24 protein-coding genes, 1 tRNA gene, 1 pseudogene and 2 riboswitches are annotated in these 25,719 nt (G+C 73.8%); of the genes and pseudogenes, 14 read left to right on the forward strand and 12 right to left on the reverse strand.

Annotated elements, in window-relative coordinates; genetic code table 11:
• Window positions 1–25 precede the first annotated feature (25 nt).
• From ABD823_RS01605 to ABD823_RS01615, 3 genes are all read right to left on the reverse strand, one after another.
• The gene (locus ABD823_RS01605; protein WP_344855057.1) at window positions 26–928 is read right to left on the reverse strand and encodes a MurR/RpiR family transcriptional regulator; all 903 of its coding nucleotides are present in this window, start codon (window positions 926–928) and stop codon (window positions 26–28) included.
• Between the two features lie 28 nt (window positions 929–956).
• Entirely contained in the window at window positions 957–2,621 is a 1,665-nt protein-coding gene (hutU, locus tag ABD823_RS01610) for a urocanate hydratase (protein WP_344855059.1), read from the reverse strand.
• A gap of 299 nt (window positions 2,622–2,920) precedes the next feature.
• Window positions 2,921–5,041 carry an ABC transporter ATP-binding protein gene (locus ABD823_RS01615; protein WP_344855061.1) on the reverse strand — a complete coding sequence of 707 codons (2,121 nt, stop codon included), beginning with the start codon at window positions 5,039–5,041 and terminating at the stop codon, window positions 2,921–2,923.
• Between the two features lie 246 nt (window positions 5,042–5,287).
• Here ABD823_RS01615 and ABD823_RS01620 point away from each other — a divergent pair, with 246 nt between their 5' ends.
• Window positions 5,288–5,641, forward strand: a complete 354-nt coding sequence (locus ABD823_RS01620) for a hypothetical protein (protein WP_344855063.1) — start codon at window positions 5,288–5,290, stop codon at window positions 5,639–5,641.
• A gap of 12 nt (window positions 5,642–5,653) precedes the next feature.
• On the opposite strand, the gene ABD823_RS01625 is transcribed toward ABD823_RS01620, so the two are convergent.
• From ABD823_RS01625 to ABD823_RS01645, 5 genes are all read right to left on the reverse strand, one after another.
• Entirely contained in the window at window positions 5,654–5,845 is a 192-nt protein-coding gene (locus tag ABD823_RS01625) for a CsbD family protein (RefSeq protein ID WP_344855065.1), read from the reverse strand.
• Window positions 5,846–5,939: 94 nt separating this feature from the next.
• Window positions 5,940–6,629, reverse strand: coding sequence for a nucleotidyl transferase AbiEii/AbiGii toxin family protein (locus tag ABD823_RS01630; protein WP_344855067.1), 690 nt, complete (start codon window positions 6,627–6,629; stop codon window positions 5,940–5,942).
• A gap of 4 nt (window positions 6,630–6,633) precedes the next feature.
• Window positions 6,634–6,951: a hypothetical protein gene (locus ABD823_RS01635; protein WP_344855069.1), complete on the reverse strand. Its 318-nt coding sequence runs from the start codon at window positions 6,949–6,951 to the stop codon at window positions 6,634–6,636.
• A gap of 52 nt (window positions 6,952–7,003) precedes the next feature.
• A complete protein-coding gene (locus ABD823_RS01640) occupies window positions 7,004–7,783 on the reverse strand; it encodes a hypothetical protein (RefSeq protein ID WP_344855071.1) in 780 nt (259 codons plus the stop codon).
• 12 nt (window positions 7,784–7,795) lie between these two features.
• Window positions 7,796–8,515 (reverse strand): FadR/GntR family transcriptional regulator, encoded by a 720-nt coding sequence (locus ABD823_RS01645; protein WP_344855073.1) that lies wholly within the window; start codon window positions 8,513–8,515, stop codon window positions 7,796–7,798.
• 87 nt (window positions 8,516–8,602) lie between these two features.
• Between ABD823_RS01645 and ABD823_RS01650 the strand changes: the two genes are divergently transcribed.
• The 8 genes from ABD823_RS01650 to ABD823_RS01685 all read left to right on the forward strand — a co-directional run bounded on the left by ABD823_RS01650 (window position 8,603) and on the right by ABD823_RS01685 (window position 18,181).
• Entirely contained in the window at window positions 8,603–9,946 is a 1,344-nt protein-coding gene (locus ABD823_RS01650; protein ID WP_344855075.1) for a glutamine synthetase family protein, read from the forward strand.
• A 91-nt stretch (window positions 9,947–10,037) separates the two neighbouring features.
• Window positions 10,038–11,381 (forward strand): aldehyde dehydrogenase family protein, encoded by a 1,344-nt coding sequence (locus ABD823_RS01655; protein ID WP_344855077.1) that lies wholly within the window; start codon window positions 10,038–10,040, stop codon window positions 11,379–11,381.
• The gene (locus tag ABD823_RS01660) at window positions 11,381–12,145 is read left to right on the forward strand and encodes a 3-oxoacyl-ACP reductase (protein ID WP_344855079.1); all 765 of its coding nucleotides are present in this window, start codon (window positions 11,381–11,383) and stop codon (window positions 12,143–12,145) included. Before ABD823_RS01655 ends, ABD823_RS01660 begins: the two co-directional genes overlap by 1 nt.
• Before the next feature lie 104 nt (window positions 12,146–12,249).
• Window positions 12,250–12,945: a gamma-glutamyl-gamma-aminobutyrate hydrolase family protein gene (locus ABD823_RS01665; RefSeq protein ID WP_344855080.1), complete on the forward strand. Its 696-nt coding sequence runs from the start codon at window positions 12,250–12,252 to the stop codon at window positions 12,943–12,945.
• A 69-nt stretch (window positions 12,946–13,014) separates the two neighbouring features.
• A riboswitch (glycine riboswitch) is annotated at window positions 13,015–13,113 on the forward strand.
• Window positions 13,114–13,210, forward strand: a riboswitch (glycine riboswitch). It begins immediately after the preceding riboswitch.
• Between the two features lie 33 nt (window positions 13,211–13,243).
• Complete coding sequence (gene gcvT, locus ABD823_RS01670; protein WP_344855082.1) at window positions 13,244–14,338, forward strand: glycine cleavage system aminomethyltransferase GcvT; 1,095 nt, start codon at window positions 13,244–13,246, stop codon at window positions 14,336–14,338.
• Window positions 14,335–14,718 (forward strand): glycine cleavage system protein GcvH, encoded by a 384-nt coding sequence (gene gcvH / locus ABD823_RS01675; RefSeq protein WP_344855084.1) that lies wholly within the window; start codon window positions 14,335–14,337, stop codon window positions 14,716–14,718. Before gcvT ends, gcvH begins: the two co-directional genes overlap by 4 nt.
• A 78-nt stretch (window positions 14,719–14,796) precedes the next feature.
• Window positions 14,797–16,173, forward strand: a complete 1,377-nt coding sequence (locus ABD823_RS01680) for an L-serine ammonia-lyase (RefSeq protein ID WP_344855086.1) — start codon at window positions 14,797–14,799, stop codon at window positions 16,171–16,173.
• 226 nt (window positions 16,174–16,399) lie between these two features.
• Window positions 16,400–18,181 (forward strand): hypothetical protein, encoded by a 1,782-nt coding sequence (locus tag ABD823_RS01685; protein ID WP_344855087.1) that lies wholly within the window; start codon window positions 16,400–16,402, stop codon window positions 18,179–18,181.
• A gap of 182 nt (window positions 18,182–18,363) precedes the next feature.
• Here ABD823_RS01685 and ABD823_RS01690 read toward each other — a convergent pair whose 3' ends face one another.
• Window positions 18,364–19,002, reverse strand: a complete 639-nt coding sequence (locus ABD823_RS01690) for a DUF6286 domain-containing protein (protein WP_344855090.1) — start codon at window positions 19,000–19,002, stop codon at window positions 18,364–18,366.
• Window positions 19,003–19,186: 184 nt separating this feature from the next.
• Here ABD823_RS01690 and ABD823_RS01695 point away from each other — a divergent pair, with 184 nt between their 5' ends.
• Window positions 19,187–20,380 carry an amino acid deaminase/aldolase gene (locus tag ABD823_RS01695; protein ID WP_344855092.1) on the forward strand — a complete coding sequence of 398 codons (1,194 nt, stop codon included), beginning with the start codon at window positions 19,187–19,189 and terminating at the stop codon, window positions 20,378–20,380.
• 38 nt (window positions 20,381–20,418) lie between these two features.
• On the opposite strand, the gene ABD823_RS01700 is transcribed toward ABD823_RS01695, so the two are convergent.
• A complete protein-coding gene (locus tag ABD823_RS01700) occupies window positions 20,419–20,766 on the reverse strand; it encodes a DUF3618 domain-containing protein (RefSeq protein WP_344855093.1) in 348 nt (115 codons plus the stop codon).
• Between the two features lie 111 nt (window positions 20,767–20,877).
• On the opposite strand from ABD823_RS01700, the gene bcp reads away from it, so the two are divergent.
• Entirely contained in the window at window positions 20,878–21,345 is a 468-nt protein-coding gene (bcp, locus tag ABD823_RS01705) for a thioredoxin-dependent thiol peroxidase (protein WP_344855095.1), read from the forward strand.
• A gap of 222 nt (window positions 21,346–21,567) precedes the next feature.
• Here the strand turns inward: bcp and ABD823_RS01710 are convergent, their stop codons facing one another.
• The gene (locus ABD823_RS01710) at window positions 21,568–22,140 is read right to left on the reverse strand and encodes a dihydrofolate reductase family protein (protein ID WP_344855097.1); all 573 of its coding nucleotides are present in this window, start codon (window positions 22,138–22,140) and stop codon (window positions 21,568–21,570) included.
• A gap of 140 nt (window positions 22,141–22,280) precedes the next feature.
• Between ABD823_RS01710 and ABD823_RS01715 the strand changes: the two genes are divergently transcribed.
• The 3 genes and pseudogenes from ABD823_RS01715 to ABD823_RS01725 all read left to right on the forward strand — a co-directional run bounded on the left by ABD823_RS01715 (window position 22,281) and on the right by ABD823_RS01725 (window position 25,014).
• Window positions 22,281–22,955, forward strand: coding sequence for a winged helix-turn-helix transcriptional regulator (locus ABD823_RS01715; RefSeq protein WP_344855098.1), 675 nt, complete (start codon window positions 22,281–22,283; stop codon window positions 22,953–22,955).
• A 905-nt stretch (window positions 22,956–23,860) separates the two neighbouring features.
• A tRNA-Leu gene (locus ABD823_RS01720) sits at window positions 23,861–23,933 on the forward strand.
• Window positions 23,934–24,211: 278 nt separating this feature from the next.
• Window positions 24,212–25,014: pseudogene (locus tag ABD823_RS01725) on the forward strand (transposase).
• A gap of 53 nt (window positions 25,015–25,067) precedes the next feature.
• Here the strand turns inward: ABD823_RS01725 and ABD823_RS01730 are convergent.
• Entirely contained in the window at window positions 25,068–25,667 is a 600-nt protein-coding gene (locus ABD823_RS01730) for a hypothetical protein (RefSeq protein WP_344855100.1), read from the reverse strand.
• Between the last annotated feature and the right edge of the window lie 52 nt (window positions 25,668–25,719).

Consider the following 25,719-nt stretch of genomic DNA (forward strand, 5'->3'; position numbering starts at 1 on the left):
CCCCGGCGCGGTCAGGGCGGAGCCGTCAGGACAGAAAGGTCCCGGCCTGGTCGGTCATGCGCTCGTACTCCTCCAGCCTCGCCTGCGTGCGCAGCGGCGCCGCGTCCGCCATGGCCTCCACCAGCACCATGGCCAGGGCGAGCGGCGCCGCGTGCGAGTCGAACACCAGCCGCTCGCCGACCGGCGCGGCGAGGACCACGTCCGCCTCGAACGGCACCTCCCGCCGGTCGGTGATCACAGCGGTCCGCAGCCCCAGCCCCCGGGCGTCCGCCAGGGCCGCCACGGCCTCGGCCGGGTAGCGCGGCAGCACCACCGCCAGCAGCCAGGCCGCTCCCGCGCGGCGGGCGGCGTGCAGGCCGTCGGCCAGCTCCGACCCGCCGTGGGTCAGCAGCCGCACGTCCGGGTGGATCCGGCGGGCGTAGTAGGCGAACGTGGTGGCCAGGCCGCTGGAGACCCGCAGCCCGAGCACCGGCAGCGGCTCGCAGCAGGCCAGCGCGGCGCCCAGCTCCGTGACGGCCGACGGGTCGGCCAGCGTCTCGCGGACCGCGCACAGGTTGCGGATCTCGGCGTCGATCGCGGCCTGCAGGTCGTTGGCCCGCCCCGCGCCCCGCCCCGCGGCAGGCGCCGCGGCGGGCGCCGCGCCGCGGCCGTCCGCCTCCGGGGCCGCGGCGCCTCCCCCGGCCTCCGCGCCCTCGGCCCCGCCGACCACCAGGGGCCGCAGCGCCTGCCGGAGCTCGGGGTAGCCGGCGAACCCGAGCGCCATGGCGAACCTGGTCACCGACGGCTGGCTCACCCCGGCGCGGTCCGCCAGCTCCACGCTCGACAGGAAGATCGCCTCGGCGAGGTTGCCGTCCAGATAGCGCGCGATCCGCCGCTGCACCGGCGAGAGCCTCCGGCCCTGAAGGAGTCGATCGAGTCCGTCGCCCACGTCCCCTCCAACCGGCCGGCCCGCGCGGTCATTCCCCTCCGGTCTCGCGCATCGGGACGCGCACGCCGCGCTCCCGCGCGACCGCGGCGGCCTCGTCGTAGCCGGCGTCGACGTGCCGGATCACGCCCGTGCCGGGGTCGTTGGTGAGCACCCGGCGGAGCTTCTCGGCGCCGAGCGCCGTGCCGTCGGCGACGGTGACCTGGCCCGCGTGGATCGACCGGCCGATGCCGACGCCGCCGCCGTGGTGGATGGAGACCCACGCCGCGCCGGAGGCCACGTTGAGCATCGCGTTCAGCAGCGGCCAGTCGGCGATCGCGTCGGAGCCGTCGAGCATGCCCTCGGTCTCGCGGTACGGGCTCGCCACGGAGCCGCAGTCGAGGTGGTCGCGGCCGATCACGACCGGGGCCTCGAGCTCGCCGGAGGCCACCATGTCGTTGAACCGCTCGCCGGCCAGGTGCCGCTCGCCGTACCCGAGCCAGCAGATCCGGGCGGGCAGTCCCTGGAAGTGCACCTTCTCCCCCGCCATCCGGATCCACCGGGCCAGCGGCTCGTTGTCGGGGAACAGCTCCAGGATCGCCCGGTCGGTCTTGGCGATGTCGGCGGGGTTCCCCGACAGCGCCGCCCAGCGGAACGGGCCCTTGCCCTCGCAGAACAGCGGCCGGATGTAGGCGGGCACGAAGCCGGGGAAATCGAATGCACGCTGCACGCCCGCCAATTTGGCCTCGCCGCGGATGGAGTTGCCGTAGTCGAAGACCTCCGCGCCCGCGTCGGCGAACCCGACCATCGCCTCCACGTGCCGGGCCATGGACTCGCGGGCCCGCGCGGTGAAGCCCGCCGGGTCCTTGTCCCGCTCGGCGGCCATGTCGGCGAAGGCCACGCCGAGCGGCAGGTACATCAGCGGGTCGTGCGCCGAGGTCTGGTCGGTGACGACGTCGATCTCGGCGCCGCGGCGCAGCAGCTCGGGCACCGCCTCGGCGGCGTTGGCCTCGACGCCGATGCTGAGCGGGCGCCGCGCGTCGCGCGCCTCGTAGGCCAGCCGGAGCGCCTCGTCGAGGTCGGCGGCGCGCACGTCGAGGTAGCGGTGCCCGATCCGCCGCTCGATGCTGCGCGGGTCGCAGTCGACGCAGATCGCCACCCCGCCGTTCATGGTGACGGCCAGCGGCTGGGCGCCGCCCATGCCGCCCAGCCCGGCGGTCAGCGTGATCGTGCCGGCCAGGGACCCTCCGAACCGCTTGGCGGCCACGGCGGCGAAGGTCTCGTAGGTGCCCTGCAGGATGCCCTGGGTGCCGATGTAGATCCACGAGCCGGCGGTCATCTGCCCGTACATGGTCAGGCCCGCGGCCTCCAGGCGGCGGAACTCCTCCCAGTCCGCCCAGTCGGGCACCAGGTTGGAGTTGGCGATGAGGACCCGGGGCGCCCACTCGTGGGTGCGGAAGACGCCGACCGGGCGGCCGGACTGCACCAGCAGCGTCTCGTCGCCCTCCAGCGAGGTGAGCGTGCGGGTGATCGCCTCGAAGGAGCGCCAGTCCCGGGCGGCCTTGCCCGAGCCGCCGTAGACGACCAGCCGCTCCGGATGCTCGGCCACCTCGGGGTCGAGGTTGTTGCAGATCATGCGGAGCGCCGCCTCCTGCGGCCACCCCTTGGCGGTGAGCGTGGTGCCGCGCGGCGCGCGGACGGTCCGGCTGCCGGTCATGACCGAGCCTCCTCATGGCATGAATGAATGCATTCATATTTGTCACTCGCAGGCCACGGGTCAACCCGGTGGACGGCGGGCGCCCCGGGGAACGGCTCCCCGGGGCGCCCTCTTACCTGCCGGCCGCCGTAGCGGCCCGCCCCGCACGGACGGGCCGGTGAGATCGGCACGGCGGGCGCCTGACGCGCCCGTGAACGGAGGAGAGACTCCGTAGCAGGCGGGATGCCCCGCCATGAGGGAAGAAACCGATCTTTGACGTTATTTGCCGTGTTCTGTCCATTACCGGAACCCGGAACCGGTCAGGAGTCCACGGATGCCCGTGTCCGGCCGGTGGTCTCCTGCGCCCCCGTCCGGCCTTCGGTCCCGGCGGCGGCCCCGCCGGTCGTCCCGGCCGCGCCCCCGTCCGGGACCCCCGCCTCGACCCCGGCGGCGAGCTCCGCCCCGGTCCCGGCGGGGAGCAGGAACTGGGTGGCGGCGAGCTCGCGGTAGAGGTCGTCACCGGCCAGCAGCTCGTCGTGGGTGCCGACGGCCCTGACCCGGCCGCCCTCCATCACCACGATCCGGTCGGCTCCGGTCACCGTGGAGAGCCGGTGGGCGATCACCAGCACGGTCGTCTCCTTCGCCACCTCGGCGATCACCTCGCGCAGCCGCAGCTCGTTGACCGCGTCGAGCTGGGAGGTGGCCTCGTCCAGCAGGAGCAGCCGGGGCCTGCGCAGCAGCGCCCGCGCGATGGCGACCCGCTGGCGCTCGCCCCCGGAGAGCATGATGCCGCGGTGGCCCACCATGGTCTCCAGCCCTTCGGGGAGACGGGCGACCAGGTCCTCCAGCCGGGTCAGCGCGAGCACCCGGCGGATCTCGGCCTCCACCGTGTCCGGGGCGGCCAGGACCAGGTTCTCCCTGAGCGTGCCGTCCAGCACGGGCGCGTCCTGCTCGACGTAGCCGAGCGCCGCCCGCAGCCCGGCCAGCGGCCAGTCGCGGATGTCGCGGCCGTCGATCGCGATCCTGCCGGCGGTGCGCTCGTAGAAGCGCTCCAGCAGCGCGAAGACCGTGGACTTGCCCGCCCCCGAGGGGCCGACCAGCGCGGTCATCCCGCCCGCCGGGACCTCGAAGGACACCTCCCGGTGGACCACCGGCCGGTCGTCGCCGTAGCGGAAGGACACGTTCTCGAACACCACCCCGGCGGGCACCGTCCGGGACGCCCGGACCGCGCCGGCGGATCCCGCCGCCGGCCCCGCGACCGCCTCCGCGTACGGCGCGGCGGCCGGACGAGCCGTCCCGGGAGCCGCGGCGGCCCCGCCGCCCGGCACCGGGCGGGCGGGCTCCTCGACGGGGAGCTCCTCGACCTGGCGGATCCGCCGGACCGCGGCCAGACCGCTCTGCACCTGGGTCGCGCCCTGCACCAGCTGGCCGACAGGGGCGACCAGGTAGAAGAGATAGAGCAGGAAGGCGATCAGCGACGACACCTCCAGCTCGCCGGAGGCGACGCGCGCCCCGCCGATGCCGAGCACCGCCACGAAGGCCAACTGCGCGGCGACCCACGCCGAGATGCCCGCGATCGAGCTCCACCAGGCGACCGCGACGCCGCGGTCGCGGGCCTCGCGGGCGGCCTCCTCCACGGCGGCGATCTCCCGCTCCTCGGCGCCGCTCGCCTTGACCGTGCGGAAGGCCTGCAGCACCCGGTCGAGCACCGCGCCCATCTCCCCGACGGCGGCCTGCGCCTCGACCGTGGCCCGCTGGATGCGCGGCATGACCAGGCCCACCAGCCCGCCGACGCAGACGAGCACCGCCAAGGTGACCAGGAGCAGGAACCCGTCCATCAGCGCCATCATCACGACCGCGCCCACCAGCACGAAGACGGCGCCGACCGACTCGACGATCCCGTCGGTGAAGACGGCGCGGAGCAGGGTGGTGTCGGAGGTGACCCGGGCCAGCAGGTCACCGGGCTTGAGCCGGTCCACCTCGGAGACGCGCAGCCGGAGCATGCGGTCCACCAGGCCCCGGCGGGCGGAGAAGACGATGCCCTCGCCCATGCGCTCCAGCACGTACCGGCCGAGGGCGCCGACGGCCGCGCCCGCCAGCACGGCGGCGGTCAGGCCGAGCACCGGCCCGGTCAGGGAGCGCTCCGCGCCGAAGGCGTCGATCACCGCCTTGGCCAGCAGCGGCATCGCCAGCCCGGCCAGCGAGCTGACGAGGCTCAGCACGCCGCCGAGCGCGAGCACCTTCCGGTACGGCCGGACGTAGCCCAGCAGCAGCCGCCACGACCCGGGCTCGCCCCCGCCTCCGGCCCCGCCGTGGCCGGACCCGGCGCCCGCACCGCGCCCTCCGCCGTCGGCGGTCCTCCCCGCACCGGCCCCGGATCCGCTCACCGCACCGGCTCCGTCCGCGGCCTCCGCGCCGCTCCCGGCCCTGCTCTCGGTCACCCTCGTCCCCTCCGCAACGGCGTGGCCGACCCCCGGCCGCCGCCCTTCCTCTCTACCGTCCATGCCGCCTCCGCGAGCGTTTCGCCGGTTTTCGTAGACCAAAGTCGGTCTTCACCGACAGAAGTCGGACGTATGTCAACATAGGTTGACGACTGGAGAGATGTCAACTACGGTTGACAGGGATGGCGGACCGGTCCCGTGCCGCATGCCGTACCGGAAGCGTCCTGCGAGGCCGAGGCCCGCCTGGTGACCCGATTCGGGCCCGGCGTGCGCGACCGGCTCGCCGCCCTGCCCGCGCTCGCCGGGCGCCGGCTGCGGCCAGGGCCGGCGGCCGCGGGGACTCCGGCGCCCTCGATGCCGCGGAGGACCCCGGGGCCGCCGGGGGGCTCGAAACCGCCGAACGCCTGCTCGGCCGCGCGCAGGGCCGCCGCGCTCGGCCTGGCCGGCAGCGGTCCTGCGGGGCTGGTCCGCGGCGACCCGCACCCGGGAAACGTCCTGGTCGGCGGGGAGCGCCTGGGCGCCGCCGACCCGCGCCCCTGCGTGGCGACCCGGCCTTCGACGCCGTCGACGGAGACGGCCGCGCGCGCCGGTGATCCTTGAGAGCCGCGCCCGTCAGCGGGTACGGCGGGCGGCGTGCTCGCGGCGCACCTCGGCCACGGTTTCCAGGATCTCCTCCCGGGTCCGCAGCAGCCTCGCCTCGGCCTCCTCGGTCCGCCCCTCGGCGGCCAGGCGGCGGTTCCCGGTGCTCCTGCCCAGCGCGCGCTTGGCCCGGGCCTTCAGCTCACGCAGACCGAATCCGTCCACGGGACGCTCCTTTCGTCAGGCTGGACCGTCACCTGCCCGGGAGCCTCCCGGCCATGCGTGCCCGGGCGCTCACGGCGGGGCCGGGCACACCGGATCAGTCGGGCTCCGGGACGTCGACGTCGTAGTCGGCGTCGCCCTCGTCGGCACGGCGCAGCGCGATGTCCTCCACCCAGGCCGCGGCGAACAACCGCATCCGCCGGATCGCCTCCTCGTCCAGCCCGTAGGCCTCGAACTCCTCGTCGGCGATGAAGTCGACGAACTCCAGCCGCATCACCAGCTCGGCCAGGGAGAACTCCTCGTTGTGCAGGCGGGCGAGCCGCTCCAGCTCGCGGAAGCCGTACAGGTCGGCGACCGCGGCGACGTCGATGACGTCGCGGGCGAGCCCCCGCTCGTGCAGGGCGCGCATCTTCAGCCCGACGGCGTCCTCCAGCCCGACGACCGGCAGGTCCGCCACCGTCACGGCACCGCGCTGCAGCGCCTCCCGCAGCAGGTCGAGCTCGCACGCCTGCCCGGTCACCGGGTCGGTGACGACCAGCCGGCCCGTGCGCGCCGTCACCTCGTGCGCGGCGACCTCCAGCCCGGCCGCCCGCAGCGCCTCCGCCACCCCGTCGGCGACCTCCGGCAGCGGCGTCCCGGCCGCCGTCGCGAGGTCCAGGTCCCGGCTCGGCCGGTCGGTGAGGCCGTGCAGGCGCATGGCGTGGCCGCCGGCCAGCACCAGCCCGAACCGGTCGCAGACCGGCAGCACGGTCCGCAGGATCCGCTCCTGGAACGGCGGGAAGCCCATCCGCTCAGGCGCCCAGGGCGGAGAGCTTGTCCTCCCACGCCCTGCGGTAGGCGGGTCCGATCCCCCGGCGGAGCACCGGCCAGTCGGCGCGCAGCAGCTCGCCGTTGAGGTAGGCCTCGGCGTCGGCCCGGCCGCCTCCGGTGATGACCGTGCGGTACAGGCTCATCCGCAGGCGCGGGTCCGCCAGGTCGAACTCGGTCAGGCCCGACCAGGCCAGGTGGAGCGGGAGCGCGACCAGCCCCGTGGCGGGGCCGCGCAGGTCGGCCAGGGAGTCGGGGACCCGCCGGTCCACGTCCTGCCAGCGGGACGGAAGGGTGCTCACGGGTCCCAGTATGCCCCTGGGGCCCGGGATTCGTCAGCGCGTTCGAGGCCCGTCACCTGCGGGTGCGCAGGCGGCTGGGGGGCAGGTCGTGGCGGCCGGAGACGAACTCCTGGAAGGCGATCTTGGCCTGGATGACCGGGCGCCGCCAGCGCTTCTCCCGGCGGATCGCGCGGGCCATCAGCGCGGGCCGGGGACGGCGCGCGGTGGAGGCGTAGAACCAGTGGGCCCAGGGCGAGCCGGGGCGGGCCAGCCGGAGCGCCCCGACGATCAGCAGGAACGGCAGGAACAGGCCGACCAGACCGGTCCAGATCTTGCCCTTGAGCAGGGTGACGACCGCGAGCACGAGGTTGGCGACGACGAGGGCGACCGCCACCCAGGGCCCCTGCGGGGCGCCGCCGGAGTCCTCCCAGCCCAGCGGGCGCAGGCCCAGCAGGAGCAGGCCGGTGACCGCGACCGCGACGAACACGGCGTCGACCGAGGTGCGGCCCTCCTCCTCCCAGTAGACGTCGTGCAGGTGCAGGATCAGCGCGAACTCGTCGAGGATCAGGGCCGCGCCGACGCCGAAGACGGCGGCCGTCACCGCGTACCAGGTGTCGGAGACGCCCGAGACGAGCAGCCCGGCGACCCCGCCGAGCAGGGTCAGCACCACGCCGAAGACCATGTGGTGGATGTGCATCTCGCCGACGTTGATGTCACGGAACCGGCCGACCCCGGCCCGGATGAGCCGGACGTTGATCCGGGTGAAGACGAAGGCGACGATCAGCGCGACGAAGAAACAGAACAGCGGCAGCCGTCCTGTCTCGATGATGCGTTGCTGGAACCACTCCCCCACAGCCGTTACAGGTTATGCCAGGAACCCCCGTAGCAGCGCCGCCGTCCCCTCCAGGTGCTCGGTCACGGCGCGGCGGGCGGCCTCGGGGTCCCCGGCCAGGATGGCCGCCACGATCGCCTCGTGCTGGACGGCGGCGTGCTCGATGTTGCGCTGCAGCACCGGGATGGCGTTGAGCAGGTCGGTGACCCGCAGCCGCGCGTCGGCGCAGGCCGCGGCGAGGGACTCCGAGCCGGTCAGCTCGGCGATGGACAGGTGGAAGGCGGTGTCCAGCCGCCGGTAGTCCTCCGGGCTCGCGGAGTTGACCTCCGCCAGGCGCCGGCGCAGCGTCTCGCGCCACCCGCCGGCCGGCTCGGCGGTGGCCAGCACCTGGGCGGCGCCGCACTCGACGGCCAGCCGGAAGGTGAGCGCGTCGGCCAGGTGGCCGGTGCCCATGTCGGCCACCGCGCGGCGCAGGTCCTCCTGGCGGGGCGGGGGCGGGGTGTAGGTGACGAACGCACCGCCGTAGCGGCCCCGCCGCACCTGCAGGTAGCCCGCCTCGGCGAGCGCTCGGATCGCCTCGCGCAGGGTGACGCGGCTGATGCCCAGCTGCGCGGCGAGCTCCCGCTCGGGCGGGAGCTTGTCGACGACGAGCCCGAGCTTGACGGCCTGGAGCAGCCGCTCCACGGTCTCCTCGAAGGCGTTGCCCGCCCGCACCGGCCGGAACACGGTCGTCGGTCGCGGCGACTCCTGCAAACCTCACCTCCGGCTCTTGACAACCCCATCCTCGGTGCACATCAATGGTCTGACACTAGCCCAATAGGACTCCGGCGAGGAGGGCGCGTGGACATCGGCGAGCTGCGCGACGAGGTGGCGGCCGGGCGGATCGACACGGTGCTGCTGGCGGTCACCGACATGCAGGGCCGGCTCCAGGGCAAGCGGCTGTCCGCGCGCTACTTCCTGGAGGAGGTGCTCCACCACGCCGCCGAGGGCTGCAGCTACCTGCTGGCGGTGGACGTGGACATGAACACCGTCGACGGCTACGCGATGTCGTCCTGGGACGACGGGTACGGGGACTTCGTGATGCGCCCCGACCCGGCCACCCTGCGCCGGGTGCCCTGGCAGGAGGGCACCGCCATGCTCCAGGCCGACCTGGTCTGGCAGGACGGCTCGGACGTCGCCGCCTCGCCCCGGCAGATCCTGCGCCGCCAGCTCGACCGCCTGGCCGCCCGGGGCTGGGGGGCGTTCGCCGGCACCGAACTGGAGTTCGTCGTCTTCACCGACAGCTACGAGGACGCCTGGCGCCGCGGCTACCGCGACCTGACCCCGGCCAACCTCTACAACGTCGACTACTCCCTGCTCGGCACCGCCCGGATCGAGCCGCTGCTGCGCGCCGTACGGCTCGGCATGGAGGGCGCCGGCATGTACGTCGAGTCGGCCAAGGGCGAGTGCAACCCCGGCCAGCACGAGATCGCCTTCCGCTTCACCGACGCCCTGACCGCCTGCGACGACCACGTCGTCTACAAGAACGGCGCCAAGGAGATCGCCGCCCAGCGGGGCGTGTCGCTGACCTTCATGGCCAAGCCGAACTCCCGCGAGGGCAACTCCTGCCACATCCACCTGTCGCTGCGCGACGGCGGCGGGGAGCCGGTCATGGCCGGGGACGGGCCGCACGGGCTGTCGGAGACCGGGCGGCGCTTCATCGCCGGGCAGCTCGCCTGCCTGCGCGAGTTCACCCTGCTCTACGCGCCCAACATCAACTCCTACAAGCGGTACGCGCCGGGCAGCTTCGCCCCCACCGCGGTGCGCTGGGGCGTGGACAACCGGACCTGCGCGCTGCGCCTGGTCGGGCACGGGCCGTCGCTGCGGGTCGAGAACCGCGTGCCCGGCGGCGACGTCAACCCCTACCTGGCGGTCGCGGCGATGGTCGCGGCCGGGCTGCACGGCGTCGAGAGCGGCCTGGAGCTGCCCGAGCCCTTCGAGGGCAACGCCTACGCCTCCGACTCCCCGACGGTCCCGCGCACCCTGCGCGACGCCCTGGCCCTGTGGGAGGGCTCCGCGCTCGCCCGCGGGGCCTTCGGCGAGGAGGTCGTCGCGCACTACGCCAACGCCGCCCGGGTCGAGCTGGCCGCCTTCGACGCCGCGGTCACCGACTGGGAGCTGCGGCGCGGATTCGAGCGGATGTGACGCGGATGCGGCCCGGAGACGGCGGCACGGCCCGCGCCAGCGGGCACGGCACGGCCGGTCGCGCAGGCGGCACGGCCCGGACGGAGGCGACGTGGAGATCGTGAATCCGGCGACCGAGGAGGTCATCGCCGACGTCGAGCCCGCCGACGCCGCCGAGGTGGACCGGGCGGTGGAGCGCGCCCGCGCGGCCTTCCCCGCCTGGCGGAGGGTCGCCCCCGGCGACCGCGCCCGGCTGCTGCGCGCCTTCGCCGCGCTGGTGCGCGAGCACGGCGCGGAGCTGGCCGCCCTGGAGACCGCCGACGCCGGGCACACCGCCGCCAACGCCCGCTGGGAGGCAGGCAACGTCGCCGACGTGCTCGACTTCTACGCCGGCGCGCCCGAGCGCAACCACGGCCGGCAGATCCCCGTCCCCGGCGGCTGGGACGTCACCTTCGCCGAACCGCTCGGCGTGGTCGGCGTGATCGTGCCGTGGAACTTCCCCATGGTGATCATGATGTGGGGGGTCGCCCCCGCGCTGGCCGCGGGCGACACGGTCGTCGTCAAGCCCGCCGAGCAGACCCCGCTGACCGCGCTGCGCCTGGCCGAGCTGGCCCTGGCGGCCGGCCTGCCCGAGGGGGTGCTCCAGGTGGTGCCCGGGGAGGGCGGGGTGGCCGGCGCCCGCCTCGTCGAGCACCCGGACGTCGCCAAGATCGTCTTCACCGGCTCGACCGAGACGGGAAAGCGGATCGCCCGGGTCTGCGCCGGGCAGGTCAAGCGGCTCACCCTGGAGCTCGGCGGCAAGAGCGCCAACATCGTCTTCGCCGACGCCGACCTGGCCAGGGCCGCCGCCACCGCCCCGTACGCGGTCTTCGACAACGCCGGGCAGGACTGCTGCGCCCGCTCCCGCCTGCTGGTGGAGCGCTCCGTCTACGCGGAGTTCATGGACCGCCTGTCGGAGGCGGTGCTCGCGGTCAAGGTCGGCGACCCGCGCGCCGAGGACACCGGGATGGGCCCGCTGATCAGCGCCGCCCACCGCGACCGGGTCGCCTCCTTCGTCACCGGCACCCCCTACCTGCAGGGCACCTGCCCGTCCGGGCCCGGCTTCTGGTTCCCTCCGACGGTCCTGACCCCCGATCCCGCCGACCCGGCCTTCACCGAGGAGATCTTCGGGCCGGTGCTCTCGGTGGTGCCGTTCGACGGCGAGGCGGAGGCCGTGCGGATCGCCAACGACACCCGCTACGGCCTCAGCGGGTCGATCTGGACCCGCGACGTCGGGCGGGCCCTGCGGGTGGCCCGGGCCGTCGAGGCGGGCAACCTCAGCGTCAACTCGCACGCGTCGGTCCGCTACTGGACGCCGTTCGGCGGGTTCAAGCAGTCCGGGCTCGGCCGGGAGCTCGGCCCCGACGCCCTGTACGCGTTCACCGAGACCAAGAACGTCTTCATTTCGGAGGATTGATGCAGCGCCTGCAGGACCGCGTGGCCGTCATCACCGGCGCCGGGAGCGGGATCGGCCTGGCCACCGCGCGCCGCTTCGCCCAGGAGGGCGCGAAGGTGGTGTGCGCGGACGTCGACGAGGCCGCCGGCGCCGAGGCCGCCGCCGAGGTGGGCGGCCTGTTCGTGCGCGCCGACGTCACCAGCGAGGACGACGTCGAGCGCATGTACCGCACGGCCGTCGAGACCTACGGGAGCGTGGACGTCGCCTTCAACAACGCGGGCATCTCCCCGCCGGACGACGACTCCATCCTCCAGACCGGCATCGACGCCTGGCGCCGGGTGCAGGAGGTCAACCTCACCGGCGTCTACCTGTGCTGCAAGCACGTCATCCCCCACATGCGGCGGCAGGGCAGGGGCTCGATCATCAACACCGCCTCGTTCGTCGCGGTGATGGGCTCGGCGACCTCCCAGATCTCCTACACCGCCTCCAAGGGCGGCGTGCTGGCGATGTCCCGGGAGCTCGGCGTGCAGTTCGCCCGCGAGGGCATCAGGGTCAACGCGCTCTGCCCCGGGCCGGTGAACACGCCGCTGCTGCGGGAGCTGTTCGCCGCCGACCCCGAGCGGGCGCAGCGCCGCCTGGTGCACGTCCCGCTCGGCCGCTTCGCCGAGGCCTCCGAGATCGCCGCGGCCGCGGCGTTCCTGGCCTCCGACGACGCCAGCTTCGTCACCGCCTCGCAGTTCCTCGTCGACGGCGGCATCTCCGGCGCCTACGTCACCCCGCTGTAGAAGGCGGCCCCGGCGCCGGGAAGGCCCGCAAGGAGAGGGGCCCGGCACGTCACGGCAGGCCGCGGAGGGCCCGGGCAGATCGAGGGAGGTCGAGGGAGGTCGCGGTGTCCCGTCCCGTCATCGGCATCACCTGCTACGTCGAGCCCGCGCGCTTCACCGTCTGGGACACGCCCGCCGCGCTCCTGCCGTACGGCTACGTCGACCACGTGGTCCGGGCCGGCGGCCAGCCGGTGATCCTGCCCCCGGCCGGCGACCCCGCGGCGCTCGCCGGCCGCCTGGACGCGCTCATCGTGGCCGGCGGCGGCGACGTCGACCCCGCCCGGTACGGCGCGCCGCCCCATCCCGCCACGAGCCACGTCCGCCCGTTCCGCGACGACTTCGAGCTCGGTCTCGTCCGGGCCGCGCTCGACGGCGGCCTGCCGCTGCTGGGCGTCTGCCGGGGCCTGCAGGTCCTCAACACCGCCCTGGGCGGCACCCTGCACCAGCACCTGCCCGAGGCGGTCGGCCACCGCGGGCACTGCCCGGCCCCCGGCGCCTACGGCCGCCTCCCGGTCCGGCTCGCGCCCGGCAGCCGGATCGCGGAGATCCTCGGCGCGCACAGCGCCGACGTCGCCCACTACCACCACCAGGCCGCCGACCGCCTCGGCGACGGCCTGCGCGCGACCGCCCACGCCGGGGACGGCACCGTCGAGGCCGTGGAACTGGACGGCCACCCCTTCGCCCTGGCCGTGCAGTGGCACCCCGAGGCCGACGACGAGTGCGCCCTGTTCCGCGCGCTCGTCGACCACGTCCGCCCGTGAGCCCGCCGGATCCCGGATCCGGGGATTTCGCTCGGCGGGCGGCGGCCGTTAGGCTGGCCGGGACACCGATGAGCCCGTGCGGGAGAGCGTCCTGACAGCCAGGCCAGGACCCCTGAAGGAGCAAGCCCTCCCCGCGAACCTCTCAAGGCAAAGGACCGTGCGGGTAGGTGCCCTCTGGAAAGCAGGCCTCCGCGGCCTCGCCGAAGGTGAAAGTCCGGTTAAAACCCGGGCGAAGCTCTCAGGCACCCATGACAGAGGGGGAGGATGCTCTCATCCGACCCATGTCCGAGGTGCGATCATGTCCCGACCCACGCCGCTGCGCGGCGTCCACGAGTCCCTCGGCGCGACGCTGACCGACTTCGCGGGCTGGCTGATGCCGCTCCGCTACGGCAGCGAGTCCGCCGAGCACAACGCGGTCCGCCAGGCCGCGGGCCTGTTCGACCTGTCCCACATGGGGGAGATCTTCGTCACCGGGCCGCAGGCCGGCGAGGCCCTCGACCACGCCCTCGTCGGGCACCTGTCCACGCTGGAGCCCGGCCGCGCCCGCTACACGATGATCGTGAACGCGCAGGGCGGCGTGCTGGACGACCTGATCGTCTACCGCCTCGCCCCCGAGGAGTTCATGGTCGTCGCCAACGCCTCCAACTACCCCATGGTCGCCGCCGAGCTCACCGGGCGCGCCGAGGCGTTCGACACCGCCGTCGAGGACCGCTCCGACCGCTACGCGCTCATCGCCGTGCAGGGCCCCCGCTCGCAGGAGATCCTCGCCCGCCTCACCGACGCCGACCTCGCCGGCCTGAAGTATTACGCGGGCCTGCCCGCCACGGTCGCCGGCCGCCCGGCGCTCATCGCCCGCACCGGCTACACCGGCGAGGACGGCTTCGAGCTCTTCATCGCCTGCGACGACGCCGAACCGCTGTGGGCCGCGCTCACCGAGGCCGGCGAGCCGTACGGCCTGCGCCCCGCCGGGCTGTCGGCGCGCGACACCCTCCGACTGGAGGCCGGCATGCCGCTGTACGGCAACGAGCTGTCGACCACCCGCACCCCGTTCGACGCCGGGCTCGGCCGCGTGGTGAAGTTCGACAAGCCGGGCGACTTCGTCGGCCGCGCCGCCCTCGAGGCGCTCAAGGACGACGTCCCCGCCCGCCGCCTGGTCGGCCTGGTCTCCACCGGCCGCCGGGTCCCCCGGCACGGCTACCCGGTGGTGCGCGCCGACACCGGCGCGACCGTCGGCGAGGTCACCAGCGGAGCGCCCTCCCAGACGCTCGGCCGGCCCATCGCCATGGCCTACGTGGACACCTCGGCCCTGGGCGACGGTCTGGCGGTGGACATCCGGGGCAGCCGTGAGCCGGTCGAGATCGTCGACCTGCCTTTCTACAGGAGGAACAAGTGAGCAGCATTCCCGACGGCCTGCGCTACACCAAGGAGCACGAGTGGGTGGCGGGTGACGGCCCGACCGTCACCGTGGGCATCACCGCCTACGCCGCCGACGCGCTCGGCGACGTGGTCTACGTGCAGGTCCCCGAGGCCGGCTCCACCGTCGCCGCCGGCGACGCGGTCGGCGAGGTCGAGTCGACCAAGTCGGTCAGCGACATCTACGCCCCCGTCGGCGGCGAGGTCGTCGAGGTCAACCAGACCGTCGTCGACGACCCCTCCCTGGTCAACAGCGACCCCTACGGCGAGGGCTGGCTCTTCCGCGTCCGCGTCGAGGGCGACACCGGCGACCTGCTCTCCGCCGAGGAGTACGCCGCCCTCACCTCCGGCGAGTCCTGACACGTCCCCTCTCCGTGCCGTGACCGCGCGCGCCCTGCGGACGCGCGCGGTCACGGCGGTTCTAAGGACCGATGATCAATGGCGATCAGCGTCTTCGACCTCTTCAAGATCGGGATCGGCCCGTCCAGCTCCCACACCGGTGGCCCGATGGCCGCCGCGCACCGCTTCGCCAGGGGCCTCGACCACGACGGCCTGCTGGACAAGACCGCCCGCGTCGAGGCCGTCCTGTACGGTTCCCTCGGCCTGACCGGCAAGGGCCACGGCAGCGACAAGGCCGTCCTGCTGGGCCTGTCCGGGGAGAAGCCCGAGCTCGTCGACGTCGACACCGTCGACGAGCGGCTGGCCGCCATGAAGGCCTCCGGCACCATCCGCCTGTACGGCTCCCGCGAGATCCCGTTCGTCGTCGGCGAGCACCTCGTCTTCGAACGCAAGGTCTCGCTGCCCGGCCACCCGAACGGCATGCGCTTCACCGCCTTCGACGAGCACGGCGAGACCCTCCGGGAGAAGGTCTACTACTCGGTCGGCGGCGGCTTCGTCGTCGACGAGAGCGCCACCGGGACCGACCGCATCAAGCCCGACGACACCGCGCTGCCGTACCCGTTCACCACCGCGGCCGAGCTGCTCGCCCACTGCCGCGAGACGGGCCTGTCGGTCTCCGGCCTGATGCTGGAGAACGAGAAGGCCTTCGGCCGCGACGAGACCGAGATCCGCACCCGTCTGCTCGACCTGTGGCGCGTCATGTCCGAGTGCGTGCGGCGCGGCATCACCAAGGAGGGCGTGCTGCCCGGCGGGCTCAAGGTCCGCCGCCGCGCCCACCGGCTCCACCGGCGGCTGCAGAGCGAGAGCCACGAGAAGGACCCGCTGCAGGTGATGGACTGGGTCTCGCTGTTCGCCCTCGCGGTCAACGAGGAGAACGCCGCCGGCGGCCGGATCGTCACCGCTCCCACCAACGGCGCGGCCGGCATCATCCCCGCCGTCCTGACCTACTACGACCGGTTCGTCCGCGAGGCGGACGACGACGGCGTGGTCCGCTTCCTGCTCACCGCCGGCGCCGTCGGCGTGCTGTTCAAGGAGAACGCCTCCATCTCCGGAGCCGAGGTGGGCTGCCAGGGCGAGGTCGGCTCGGCCTGCTCCATGGCCGCCGCCGGGCTCACCGAGGTGCTGGGCGGCACGCCCGAGCAGGTGGAGAACGCCGCCGAGATCGGCATCGAGCACAACCTGGGCCTGACCTGCGACCCGATCGGCGGCCTGGTGCAGATCCCGTGCATCGAGCGCAACGCGGTGGCCTCCATCAAGGCCATCACCGCCGCCCGGATCGCGCTGCGCGGCGACGGCCACCACTTCGTCTCCCTCGACAAGGCGATCAAGACCATGCGCGACACCGGCCGCGACATGCTCGACAAGTACAAGGAGACCAGCCGCGGCGGCCTCGCCGTCAACGTCATCGAGTGCTGACCCGGCCGGCCCGCCTCCCGGGCCGGCCGCGGGTCCCCCGCCTCTCCGGCGGACAGGGCGGGCGGGGCGAGCGGGACGGAGGCCGCCGGGTTCCGCGCTCCCGTACGGGAGCGCTCGGCACGGCGGCTATCGTGGTTGACCTGTTCGCGAAGGTCAGGCAGTTTTCGCGATGGTCTGCGAAAGTTCGCGAAGGGCCGCGAGGGTCCGCGGAGGTCAGGGAGGTCGCGTGACGACGGAAGCCCCACCGGCGGGCCGCTTCTTCCGCACCCACTGGCTCTTCCTGACCGCGCTGCTGGCCGGCTGCGCCCTGCGCGCCCTGGCCGTGCTCGGCTACCGCCCCGCCCTGTGGTTCTGGGCCGACTCCTTCGCCTACCTGAACACCGCGCTCGACCCCCGGCCCATGGAGTCGCGCCCCAGCGGCTACTCGCTGTTCCTGTGGCTGCTCGGCCCCCTGCAGAGCGTGCAGGCCGTGGTCGTCGTCCAGCACCTGCTCGGCCTGGCCGTCGCCGTCTGCGTCTACCTCCTGCTGCGCCGCCTGGCCCGGCTCCCCGGCTGGGGCGCGACGCTCGCCGCGCTCCCCGCCCTGCTCGACGTCCACCAGGTCCAGCTCGAACACCTCGTCATGGCGGACCTGCTCTTCGAGGCCCTGGTCGTGTTCGCCGTCACGCTGGTGCTGTGGCGGCGCCGGCCGCCGCTGCGGGCCGCGCTCCTGGCCGGGCTCCTGCTCGCCGCCGCCACCGTCACCCGGACCGTCGGACTGCCGCTGATCGCCGTCGTCTGCGTCTGCCTGCTGCTCCGCCGGGCCGGATGGCGGGCGCTGCTCGCCACCGCGGCGGCGAGCGCCCTGGTCCTCGGCGGCTACGCCGTCTGGTTCCACGCCGAGCACGGCGACTACGCCATGACCCGCGGCAACGCCTTCCTGTGGGCGCGCACCATGACGTTCGCCGACTGCGCGAAGATCCGGCCCACCGGCCCCGAGGCCGCACTCTGCCCCACCGAACCGCCGGGCGCGCGCAAGGCGCCCCCGCTCTACATCTGGGACGGCGAGTCCCCCTTCAACAAGATCAAGGGCTCCTGGGCCGAACGCGACGCCCTGGCCGGCGACTTCGCCATGCGGGCCGTCGCCGCCCAGCCCGCGGACTTCCTCCGCACCGGCCTGGCCGACCTGGCCCACGTCTTCGACTGGGACCGGCGCGTCTACCCGACCGAGGGCGACCAGAGCGCCTACGTCTTCCCCGAGGGCACCGCCTCACTGCCCGACGGCACCGCCTCCCGCGGCCGCACCGCCGAGGAGATCACCGTCGCCTACCAGGGCGCGCCCGGCGACACCTACATCGCCGAGCCCTACGCCGGCTGGCTGCGCGCCTACCAGGAGCACGGCTTCCTGCGCGGCCCCTTCCTCGGCGTCGTCCTGCTCATCGGCCTGATCGGCGTGCTGACCCAGTGGCGGCGCCTGGGCGGCCCGGTGCTCCTGCCCTGGTCCGCCGCCGTCGTCCTGATCGCGCTGCCGCAGTTCGTCGCGGCCTTCGACCACCGCTACGTGGTGCCGGCCGTACCGCTGGCCTGCCTGGCCGCCGGACTGGCCTTCGGCGGGCGCACCGCCCCCGCCGGGCCCGGGGGCCCCGCGGACCGCGCCGCGCGCCCCGCCCCAGCCGAGCCCGCGGACGGCGACGAGGAGGAAGGGTGGTGGCCCTCAGCGACCGCGCACATGAAGGCGGACGACAACCCCGAGACCATCGTTCCCTACCGCCCGCCGAACCCGGTCGACGGCGTCCTCGTTCATCCGCGCCACCAGCCTGCCGACGTCGGTGTCGGGCCCGCAGCCCACGCCGATCCGGATCCGGTCCCCCTCGACCGTCCTGACCTGCACCCGGCCCAGCCCTTCGACTTCTTTAAGCGCGACGCCCAGCATCGCGATCCCGGTCTCGCTGCGCCGGCCGCACCGCCCCCAGCCCAGCGCCCGCAGCAGCCAGCGGACGCAGACAAGCCCCAGTACTACAAGTACTAGCGCCACCAGCCACCCCGACCCCGGGTCCTCCGCCAGCCGGACCGGGAGCCCCGGATCCAGCACCGGCTCCCCGCCCGGATGGCCGGGGATCTCCCCCAGCCCGCGCAGCACGCCGTACAGCCCCGCCCCGGCCAGCACCGTCCCGGTGACGGCCAGGCCGATCCGGTTGCCCAGGTAGGCCCTCATCGCCCGGCCCGCCCGCGCAGCCGCACCACGACCTCGTCGCCGCACACCGCGCCCAGCTCGACCAGCCGGTCCCCGACCGCCGCGCCGACCCGGCGGAGCAGCCGCTCCGCCCCGTCCGCCCCGTCCGCCCCGGAGACCTCGGCGACCACGACGACCTCGACCTGCCGGCGCCCCAGGCGCACCCGCGCCCCGGCCACGCCGTCCACCGCCAGCGCCGCCGCCCGCAGCGTACGGCGCAGCCCCGGCCGGGTCAGCCCGATCACCGCCAGCGGATCGCCCGTCTCCAACGGCACCAGCCGGGTCCGCCCCGGCACCAGCGCGAGCGCGACCAGGCAGGCGCCCACCGCCGCCAGCGCCAGCCCCGCGCCCAGCACCGCGGGATCCGACCAGCTCAGCGCGCCGGCCCCGGCCGCGAGCCCGGCGTACGCCTCCTGCGCGGCGGGCGCCCCCGTCAGCAGGGCGACCGTTCCCCCCGCGGCGGCGCACAGCACGGCGGAGGCCGCCAGCGCGGTCACCGCACCCGCCGGACTCCGGTCCGGCCGCAGCGACCGCACCGCCCTGCGGCGGTCCGCCGGACGGCCCGGCGCCTCCGGTGCGCCTCCCGCGACCACCGGGGTCTCCTGGAGAGTAGTCATCACCCGGCCAGGTCTACGGCCGCCCCGCCCGGCGGCGGGCGGCACGACGCACCCACCCGCGCGAATCGGGGAACGGTCTTGGGCGAGAAATTACCCGCCCCCGGTTAACGTGAGAGCTACTCACGTTATCGGGCGCGTGGTTATCCTGCCCGTGAACCCACCGCGCAGACCCCCGAGGAGCACGATGGACGACCGCCGGCGCTACGACCACGCCACCGCCCACCTCGACCCGCCCTTCGCCGTCCTCGACCTCGCGGCCCTGACCGGCAACGCCGCCGCCCTGACCCGCCGCGCCCACGGCAAGCCCATCAGGGTCGCCAGCAAATCCATCCGCTCCCGGCCCGTCCTCGAACGCATCCTCGCCCTCGACGGCTTCACCGGCGTCATGGCCTTCACCCTCCCCGAAGCCCTCTGGCTCGCCTCCACCGGCCTGCGCGACATCCTCGTCGGCTACCCCACCACCGACCGCACCGCCCTCACCCGGCTCGCCACCGACCCCCGCGCCGCCCGCGAGATCACCCTCATGGTCGACCACCCCGGCCACCTCGACCTCATCGAGACCGCCCTCGCCGGCCTCCGCGACCGCCACGAGATCCGCCTCTGCATCGACATCGACGCCGGCTACGTCACCCTCGGCGGCGGATTCCGCGCCGGCGCCCTCCGCTCCCCCGTCCGCGACGCCGACCAGGCCACCGCCCTCGCCGCCGACATCGCCAAACGCCCCGGCCTCCGCCTCGTCGGCCTCATGGCCTACGAGGCCCAGATCGCCGGAGTCGGCGACGCCCCGCCCGGCAACCCCCTCATGAGCCGCGCCATCCGCTGGATGCAGGACCGCTCCCGCCGCGAACTCGCCCCCCGCCGGGCCCGCGTCACCCAGGCCGTCCGCCAGCTCGCCGACCTCGAATTCGTCAACGGCGGCGGCACCGGCAGCCTCGACACCACCGCCCGCGAGGAGGCCGTCACCGAACTCACCGCCGGCTCCGGCTTCTACCATCCCCGCCTGTTCGACTTCTACCGCGGCTTCACCGGCCGCCCCGCCGCGCTCTACGCCCTGCCCGTCGTCCGCCGCCCCGCCCCGCGCACCGTCACCGTCCTCGGCGGCGGCTACACCGCCTCCGGCGCACCCGGCCCCGACCGCCTCCCCCAGCCCTACCTGCCCGCCGGCCTCCGCTACGACCCCCGCGAAGGCGCCGGCGAGGTCCAGACCCCGCTCACCGGCCAGGCCGCCGAGGACCTCCGCCCCGGCGACCGCGTCTGGTTCCGCCACGCCAAGGCCGGCGAACTGTGCGAACGCTTCGCCGCCCTCCACCTCGTCGACGGCGACCGCGTCGTCGACGAGGTCCCCACCTACCGCGGCGAGGGCCGCACCTTCCTCTGACCACCCCCGGCGGCCGCCCGCCCCGGCGGCCGCGGCCCTCACCCGCGGCGGCGCCGCCGCACCAGCAGGACCACCGCGCCGACCACCAGCACCGCGCCCACCCCGACCAGCACCGGCGCCAGCGGCGGCGGCTCCTCCCACAGCTCCTCGGACCCGCCCTCCGGCCCGGCCGCACGCGGCGCGCCCGTCGGCGCCCCCACCGCGTCACCGATCCGGTCGCCCACGGACATGACGAACTGCTTGGCGTTCGCCTCCATCCTGGCGACGGTCCGCCGCGCGACGTTCCTCGGACGCACCCGGTCCGCGATCTCGTCGACCGTCCGGGCCAGCTCCGCGCGCGTACGCTCGATCCGCCGCTCCAGCTCCGCGGGATCGGTCTCCGCCATGGCTCTCCTCTCGTCGCCCTCGACACCGATCAGTCTGTCAGGTCCGGAGCTCACCCGACACTTCGGACGGGCCGGTAGGTTGACCGGCGAGAACCATTCCTCGGAGGAAACGTGACGAAACTCGAACCGGGCGACGCCGCCCCGGACTTCACCCTCCCGGCCGCCGACGGCACCACCGTGTCCCTGGACGCCCACCGCGGCCGACGGGTCATCCTGTACTTCTACCCGGCCGCCATGACCCCCGGCTGCACCAAGCAGGCCTGCGACTTCCGCGACAGCCTCGACTCCCTGGCCGCCGCCGGATTCACCGTGCTCGGGGTCTCCAAGGACACCCCCGAGAAGCTGGCGAGGTTCGCCGAGCACGACGCCCTGACCTTCCCCCTGCTGTCCGACCGCGGACTGGACGTGCACAAGGCCTACGGCGCCTACGGCGAGAAGACGATGTACGGCAGGACCACCGTCGGCGTCATCCGCTCCACCTTCGTCATCGACCCCGACGGGAAGATCGAAAAAGCCCTCTACAACGTGAAGGCCACCGGCCACGTGGCCCGCCTCCGCCGCGACCTCGGCCTCGGCTGACCCCCTCCCGCCCCATGCGGCCCGGCCGGCGCGACGGCCCCGCAGGACGGCGACGACCTCGCACGGGCGGCCTCCGGCCGGTCGGGGCATCCGGCGACCACGGCGCCGCCCCGGACCGGCATCGGGCCGTGGAGGCCCGGCAACCGGCTGCTCCCGGACGGAACGTGAGCCGCCCCGTCCGGGAGCAGCCGGCCCGGGTGCCGAGGCGCACCCGCGTCGGCGTCAGCGGACGACCTCGAAGACGTTCTTCTGCACGCCGTTGGCGTAGGCCTCGTACTCGACGAGCCTCAGCTTCTGGGCGTCCTTGTCGGTGTCGCTGAACAGCCGCTTGCCCGCACCGAGCAGCAGCGGGTAGACGAGCAGGTGGTAGCGGTCGATGAGACCGGCGTCCGAGAGACTCCGGTTGAGGGTGGCGCTGCCGTGGATGACGATCGGGCCGCCCTCGGTCTTCTTCAGTTCTGCGACCTCGTCGACCGAGCGCAGGATCGTGGTCTCGCCCCAGTTCGAGACCAGATCACCCTCGGTGAGGGTGGTGGAGACGACGTACTTCGGCATCGCGTTGTAGTCGGCGAACTCCTCCATGTCCGGCCACACCGGGCTGAACACCTCGTAGCTGGTCCGCCCCAGCATGATCGCGGCGGCCTCCCGCTGCTCCCGGTCCTTGATCTCGTACGCCTCCTGGAGGAAGTCGACGGCCTTGAAGGCCCACCCGGAGCTCCGGTGGCCGGGCTCGCCGCCCGGGGCCTCCACAACGCCGTCGAGCGAGATGAAAGCGGTGCTGATCAGAGTGCGCATCCGGAGTCTCCCGTATGTCTGGCTGTCGTTCTCGGGTGCCGGGACCGATCTCCCTGCCGGCGCGATCACCGTAGCGCATGGCACTTCAGAAAGACAACATTCCACTTTCAATCTAGAAGTAGCGCGGGTAGGCTGCCGCCATGGCAACCAAGCGGACCTACCACGACGCCTGCGGCACCGCCCACGGGCTCGACCTGATCGGAGAACGCTGGGCACTGCTGGTGGTACGCGAACTCCTTCTCGGCCCCAAGAGGTACGGCCAGCTGCGCTCGGACCTGCCCGGCATCGGCACGAACGTGCTCGCCCAGCGCCTCAGCGAGCTGGAAGCCTCCGGAGTCCTCCGCAAGATCCAGCTCCCGCCACCCGCCGGCACGACCGCCTACGAACTCACCGACTGGGGATACGAACTCGAACCGGTGGTGCGAGCACTGACCCGGTGGGCCGTCCGCTCCCCCGACCACGACCGCACCGCCAACCTGAGCGCGACCTCGTTCCTGCTGTCCCTGCGCACGTTCTTCGACCCCGACCGCACCCGCGGCGGCGTGCGCGGGCGCTACGAGCTGCACATGAACGGGGAGGTCTTCCGCGTGGTCCTGCAGGACGGCACGCTCCTGGTCGAACGCGGCACCCTCGAGCAGCCGGACGCCGTCGTCACCGGGGCTCCCACCGCCCTCGCCCGCGTGATCTACGGCGGACACGACCCCGACGAGGCAACCGCCGCGGGAGAGATCCGCGTCGACGGTGACCACGCATCGTTCGCACGCCTTCCGAGCGCGTTCAGCTTCCCCCCACCGCTCACACCCGCCGCCCCTTGATCTCACGACGCCAGCGATCATGCGGCCGCGCCGGGTCCCGGAGACGCGCCGGCGAGACACCGGGCCTCAGCCGGTGCGACCACCGCGGTCCCGACCGTCCGCTGCGGCTCTGCCCGTCATGGCACACCCGCAGCCGGGCGCACCGACCACGGTGGCGCGGGACGGCCCCAACCGGCACGCCTGCACGCGGATACGGAGCCGCATCACCGAGAGCGCCGACCGGCCGCAGATCGTCCCGCCGGCGCCGCCCGCCCATCCCGACCCCATGGAGGGCACCCGGTCGCCGCCCGACCGCGACCGGCCCGGCCGTTAAGCCGCTGCAACTCCGCGAGCCGAGACTCGGCAGAACGAAAAACCCTGGCAAGATGCCATTTTTCACCGTTTGATGCTATTTATCCATGCCGCAAGAATCGTCACTCCCCCGACCTGGACTTGGGGCATTCCTACCGAATACAAGTACACCCCAGAAATACTCGCCGAGGCGGCGGCCAACTCCCGCGGCATCGCCGACGTCCTCCGCTGCCTCGGAGTCAAGTGGACGGGCGGATCCCACGCCCACATCAGCCGGCGCCTGGAGCACTTCGGCATCGACACTTCCCACTTCCTGGGACAGGCGCACCGCCGAGGCCAGACCTCACCCATCGGCGCAGCCCCGATCAGATTCTCGTCGTTCTCCCCGCAGGAAGCCCTCGCCCCAGCCCCAGGCAGCTCCGGAGGTGCCTGATCACCCTCGGGGTGCCACATCGCTGCGCGGGATGTAAGATCGGGCCCGTCTGGCGAGGTCAGCCACTGACACTGCACGTTGATCACATCAGTGGCGACTGGCTGGACAACAGAAAAGAGAACCTGCGCTTTCTCTGTCCGAACTGCCATTCACAGACGGATAATTTTGCGGGAAAGGGCAAGGGGTCGTAGTCCAGCGGTAGAGACACACGGTTTAGGTCCGTGCCAGCGCGGGTTCGAATCCCGCCGACCCTACACGACAATCAAATATACGTTCGGTCGATCTTGATCCGGCGGCCACAAGGATGAGTTCCCGGACACGCTACCCCCTCGCCGGGGAATGCATCATCAGTGCAAACCTGCAATCCAAACCCACGATAATGCGCGACATGAGCCACCTTCTTCGAGAAGGAGCCCTTTTCAACCTGACGGCACTGATCAGCGTGGGCGCAAGGGGAACTGGGTTGAGGTGAGAGGAGGCTCCCGGTAAGACAGCAGTCGATCAAGATCCGATACCCCGACCGGGAGCCTCGTTGCTGTCCTACCGTGCCGCGATTCCGCTGCCGGCCGCACCCTCGTCCGCCTGGCCGGCCTGATCCGCGCCCACCGCGCCGGACGCCGCTCCCGCTGGCGCCGCCTCGGCCCCGGGCAGCAAGCCCTCCTGGTCCTGGCGCATCTGCGCGGGCGGCGACACCTACGCCCGCCTGGCCGGCGGGTCCGCCATCGGCACCACCACCGCCTGGCGCTACGTGCAGGAGAGCGTCGACCTGCTCGCCGCCCTGGCCGACGACGTGCACACCGCCGCGCAGAAGGCCTCGCGCCTGGCCTATGCCGCCGGTGACGGCGCGCTCCTTCCGATCGACCGGCTGGCCGACGATGCGCCGTACTCCTCCGGAAAACATCACCGGCACGGGGTCGTCCCGTTCCTCGCCGACCCGGCGGGCCGGCTGGTGTGGGCCTCGCCCGCACTGCCCGGGGCGGTGCACGATCTGACCGCGGCCCGGCGGGCCGGCCTGGTCGACGCGCTGACCGGCGCCGGTGCCTGAGTCTTCGCCGACCGGGGGTACCAGGGCGCGGGCGGCACGATCCGCACGCCGTTCAAGCGCCACCGGCACCGTCCGCGCCTGTCGCGCCACCAGAAGGCCGCGTCGACCGCGCACACGCCCGCATCCGGGCGATCGGGGAACGCGCCGCCGCGACGCTATCGGACACGAGGCCGTCCCCGGTGGTCCTGAACACGAGCACGAGATCGCCTTCAGCGAGTGGGACGGCAGCAAGGGCACCCTTGGGACGACACCACCTGGCGTGCGAGGCTCTGAGATCCTCCTGTTGGTGACCGTCGATGACGGAACAGGCCGTCAGGTGGAGCGGAACCGCGGAAAGCGCGGTCTAAGGGTAGGGCAGGGTGCAGCGGAGGCCGTCGCCGGTGGGTTCGCAGGCGTCGGGCGCGCGGAAGCCGTCGCCGGGGAGGTGGCCGCCGGAGGCGTCCGGGAGGACGGATCCGTCGGCGGAGCCGCCGGGCCCGTTGCGGTAGCCGTACCGGTCGCCCCATCCGCCGCGGTCGTGTCCGGTTCCGTGCCGCTCGCCGTCCCCGCCGCGTCGTTCGTCGGTCCGGGTGAAGGCGGCCCTGTCGCGGTGGCGGTCACCGACGGCGTCGACGACGGCGACGGCTCCGCCGCCGATGACCGCGCCGATGAGGGCGGCGGCGGTGATCTGGAGGGGTTTGCTCCGGGCGGCGCGGGTGAGGCGGGCGGCGCGGCCGGGCCGGGGGTGTTCCGCGGTGGGGGCGGTCGGGCCGGAGGCGGTGGGGGTCCAACCGGGGGCGTTCCAGCCGGGGCCTCCGGGGGCGTAGGGGCCGCCGTAGGCTCCGGTGCCGGTGGACGCGGGTTCCTGCGCGGGAAGGCGTCGGGTGTCTCCGTCCCGGGTCCCCGGGTCGTGCGGCCCGTTCTCCTCGCCGCGCGACCCGGGGTCGTTGCGATCCGCCGTCACAGACCACTCTCCCTTTACTCACCCCGATGGGGTGCTCCCGGAGACCATGGTG

The organism is Planomonospora alba, from assembly GCF_039534085.1.
Taxonomy (GTDB): Bacteria; Actinomycetota; Actinomycetes; order Streptosporangiales; family Streptosporangiaceae; genus Planomonospora_B; species Planomonospora_B alba.

Bases quoted from the DNA above. Each gene is read 5' to 3' on its own strand.
- hutU (WP_344855059.1), bottom strand. From the start codon at position 2,621: ATGACCGGCAGCCGGACCGTCCGCGCGCCGCGCGGCACCACGCTCACC.
- ABD823_RS01630 (WP_344855067.1), bottom strand. From the start codon at position 6,629: ATGGGCTTCCCGCCGTTCCAGGAGCGGATCCTGCGGACCGTGCTGCCG.
- ABD823_RS01660 (WP_344855079.1), top strand. From the start codon at position 11,381: ATGCAGCGCCTGCAGGACCGCGTGGCCGTCATCACCGGCGCCGGGAGC.
- gcvT (WP_344855082.1), top strand. From the start codon at position 13,244: ATGTCCCGACCCACGCCGCTGCGCGGCGTCCACGAGTCCCTCGGCGCG.
- ABD823_RS01680 (WP_344855086.1), top strand. From the start codon at position 14,797: ATGGCGATCAGCGTCTTCGACCTCTTCAAGATCGGGATCGGCCCGTCC.
- ABD823_RS01690 (WP_344855090.1), bottom strand. From the start codon at position 19,002: ATGACTACTCTCCAGGAGACCCCGGTGGTCGCGGGAGGCGCACCGGAG.
- ABD823_RS01695 (WP_344855092.1), top strand. From the start codon at position 19,187: ATGGACGACCGCCGGCGCTACGACCACGCCACCGCCCACCTCGACCCG.
- ABD823_RS01700 (WP_344855093.1), bottom strand. From the start codon at position 20,766: ATGGCGGAGACCGATCCCGCGGAGCTGGAGCGGCGGATCGAGCGTACG.
- ABD823_RS01710 (WP_344855097.1), bottom strand. From the start codon at position 22,140: ATGCGCACTCTGATCAGCACCGCTTTCATCTCGCTCGACGGCGTTGTG.
- ABD823_RS01715 (WP_344855098.1), top strand. From the start codon at position 22,281: ATGGCAACCAAGCGGACCTACCACGACGCCTGCGGCACCGCCCACGGG.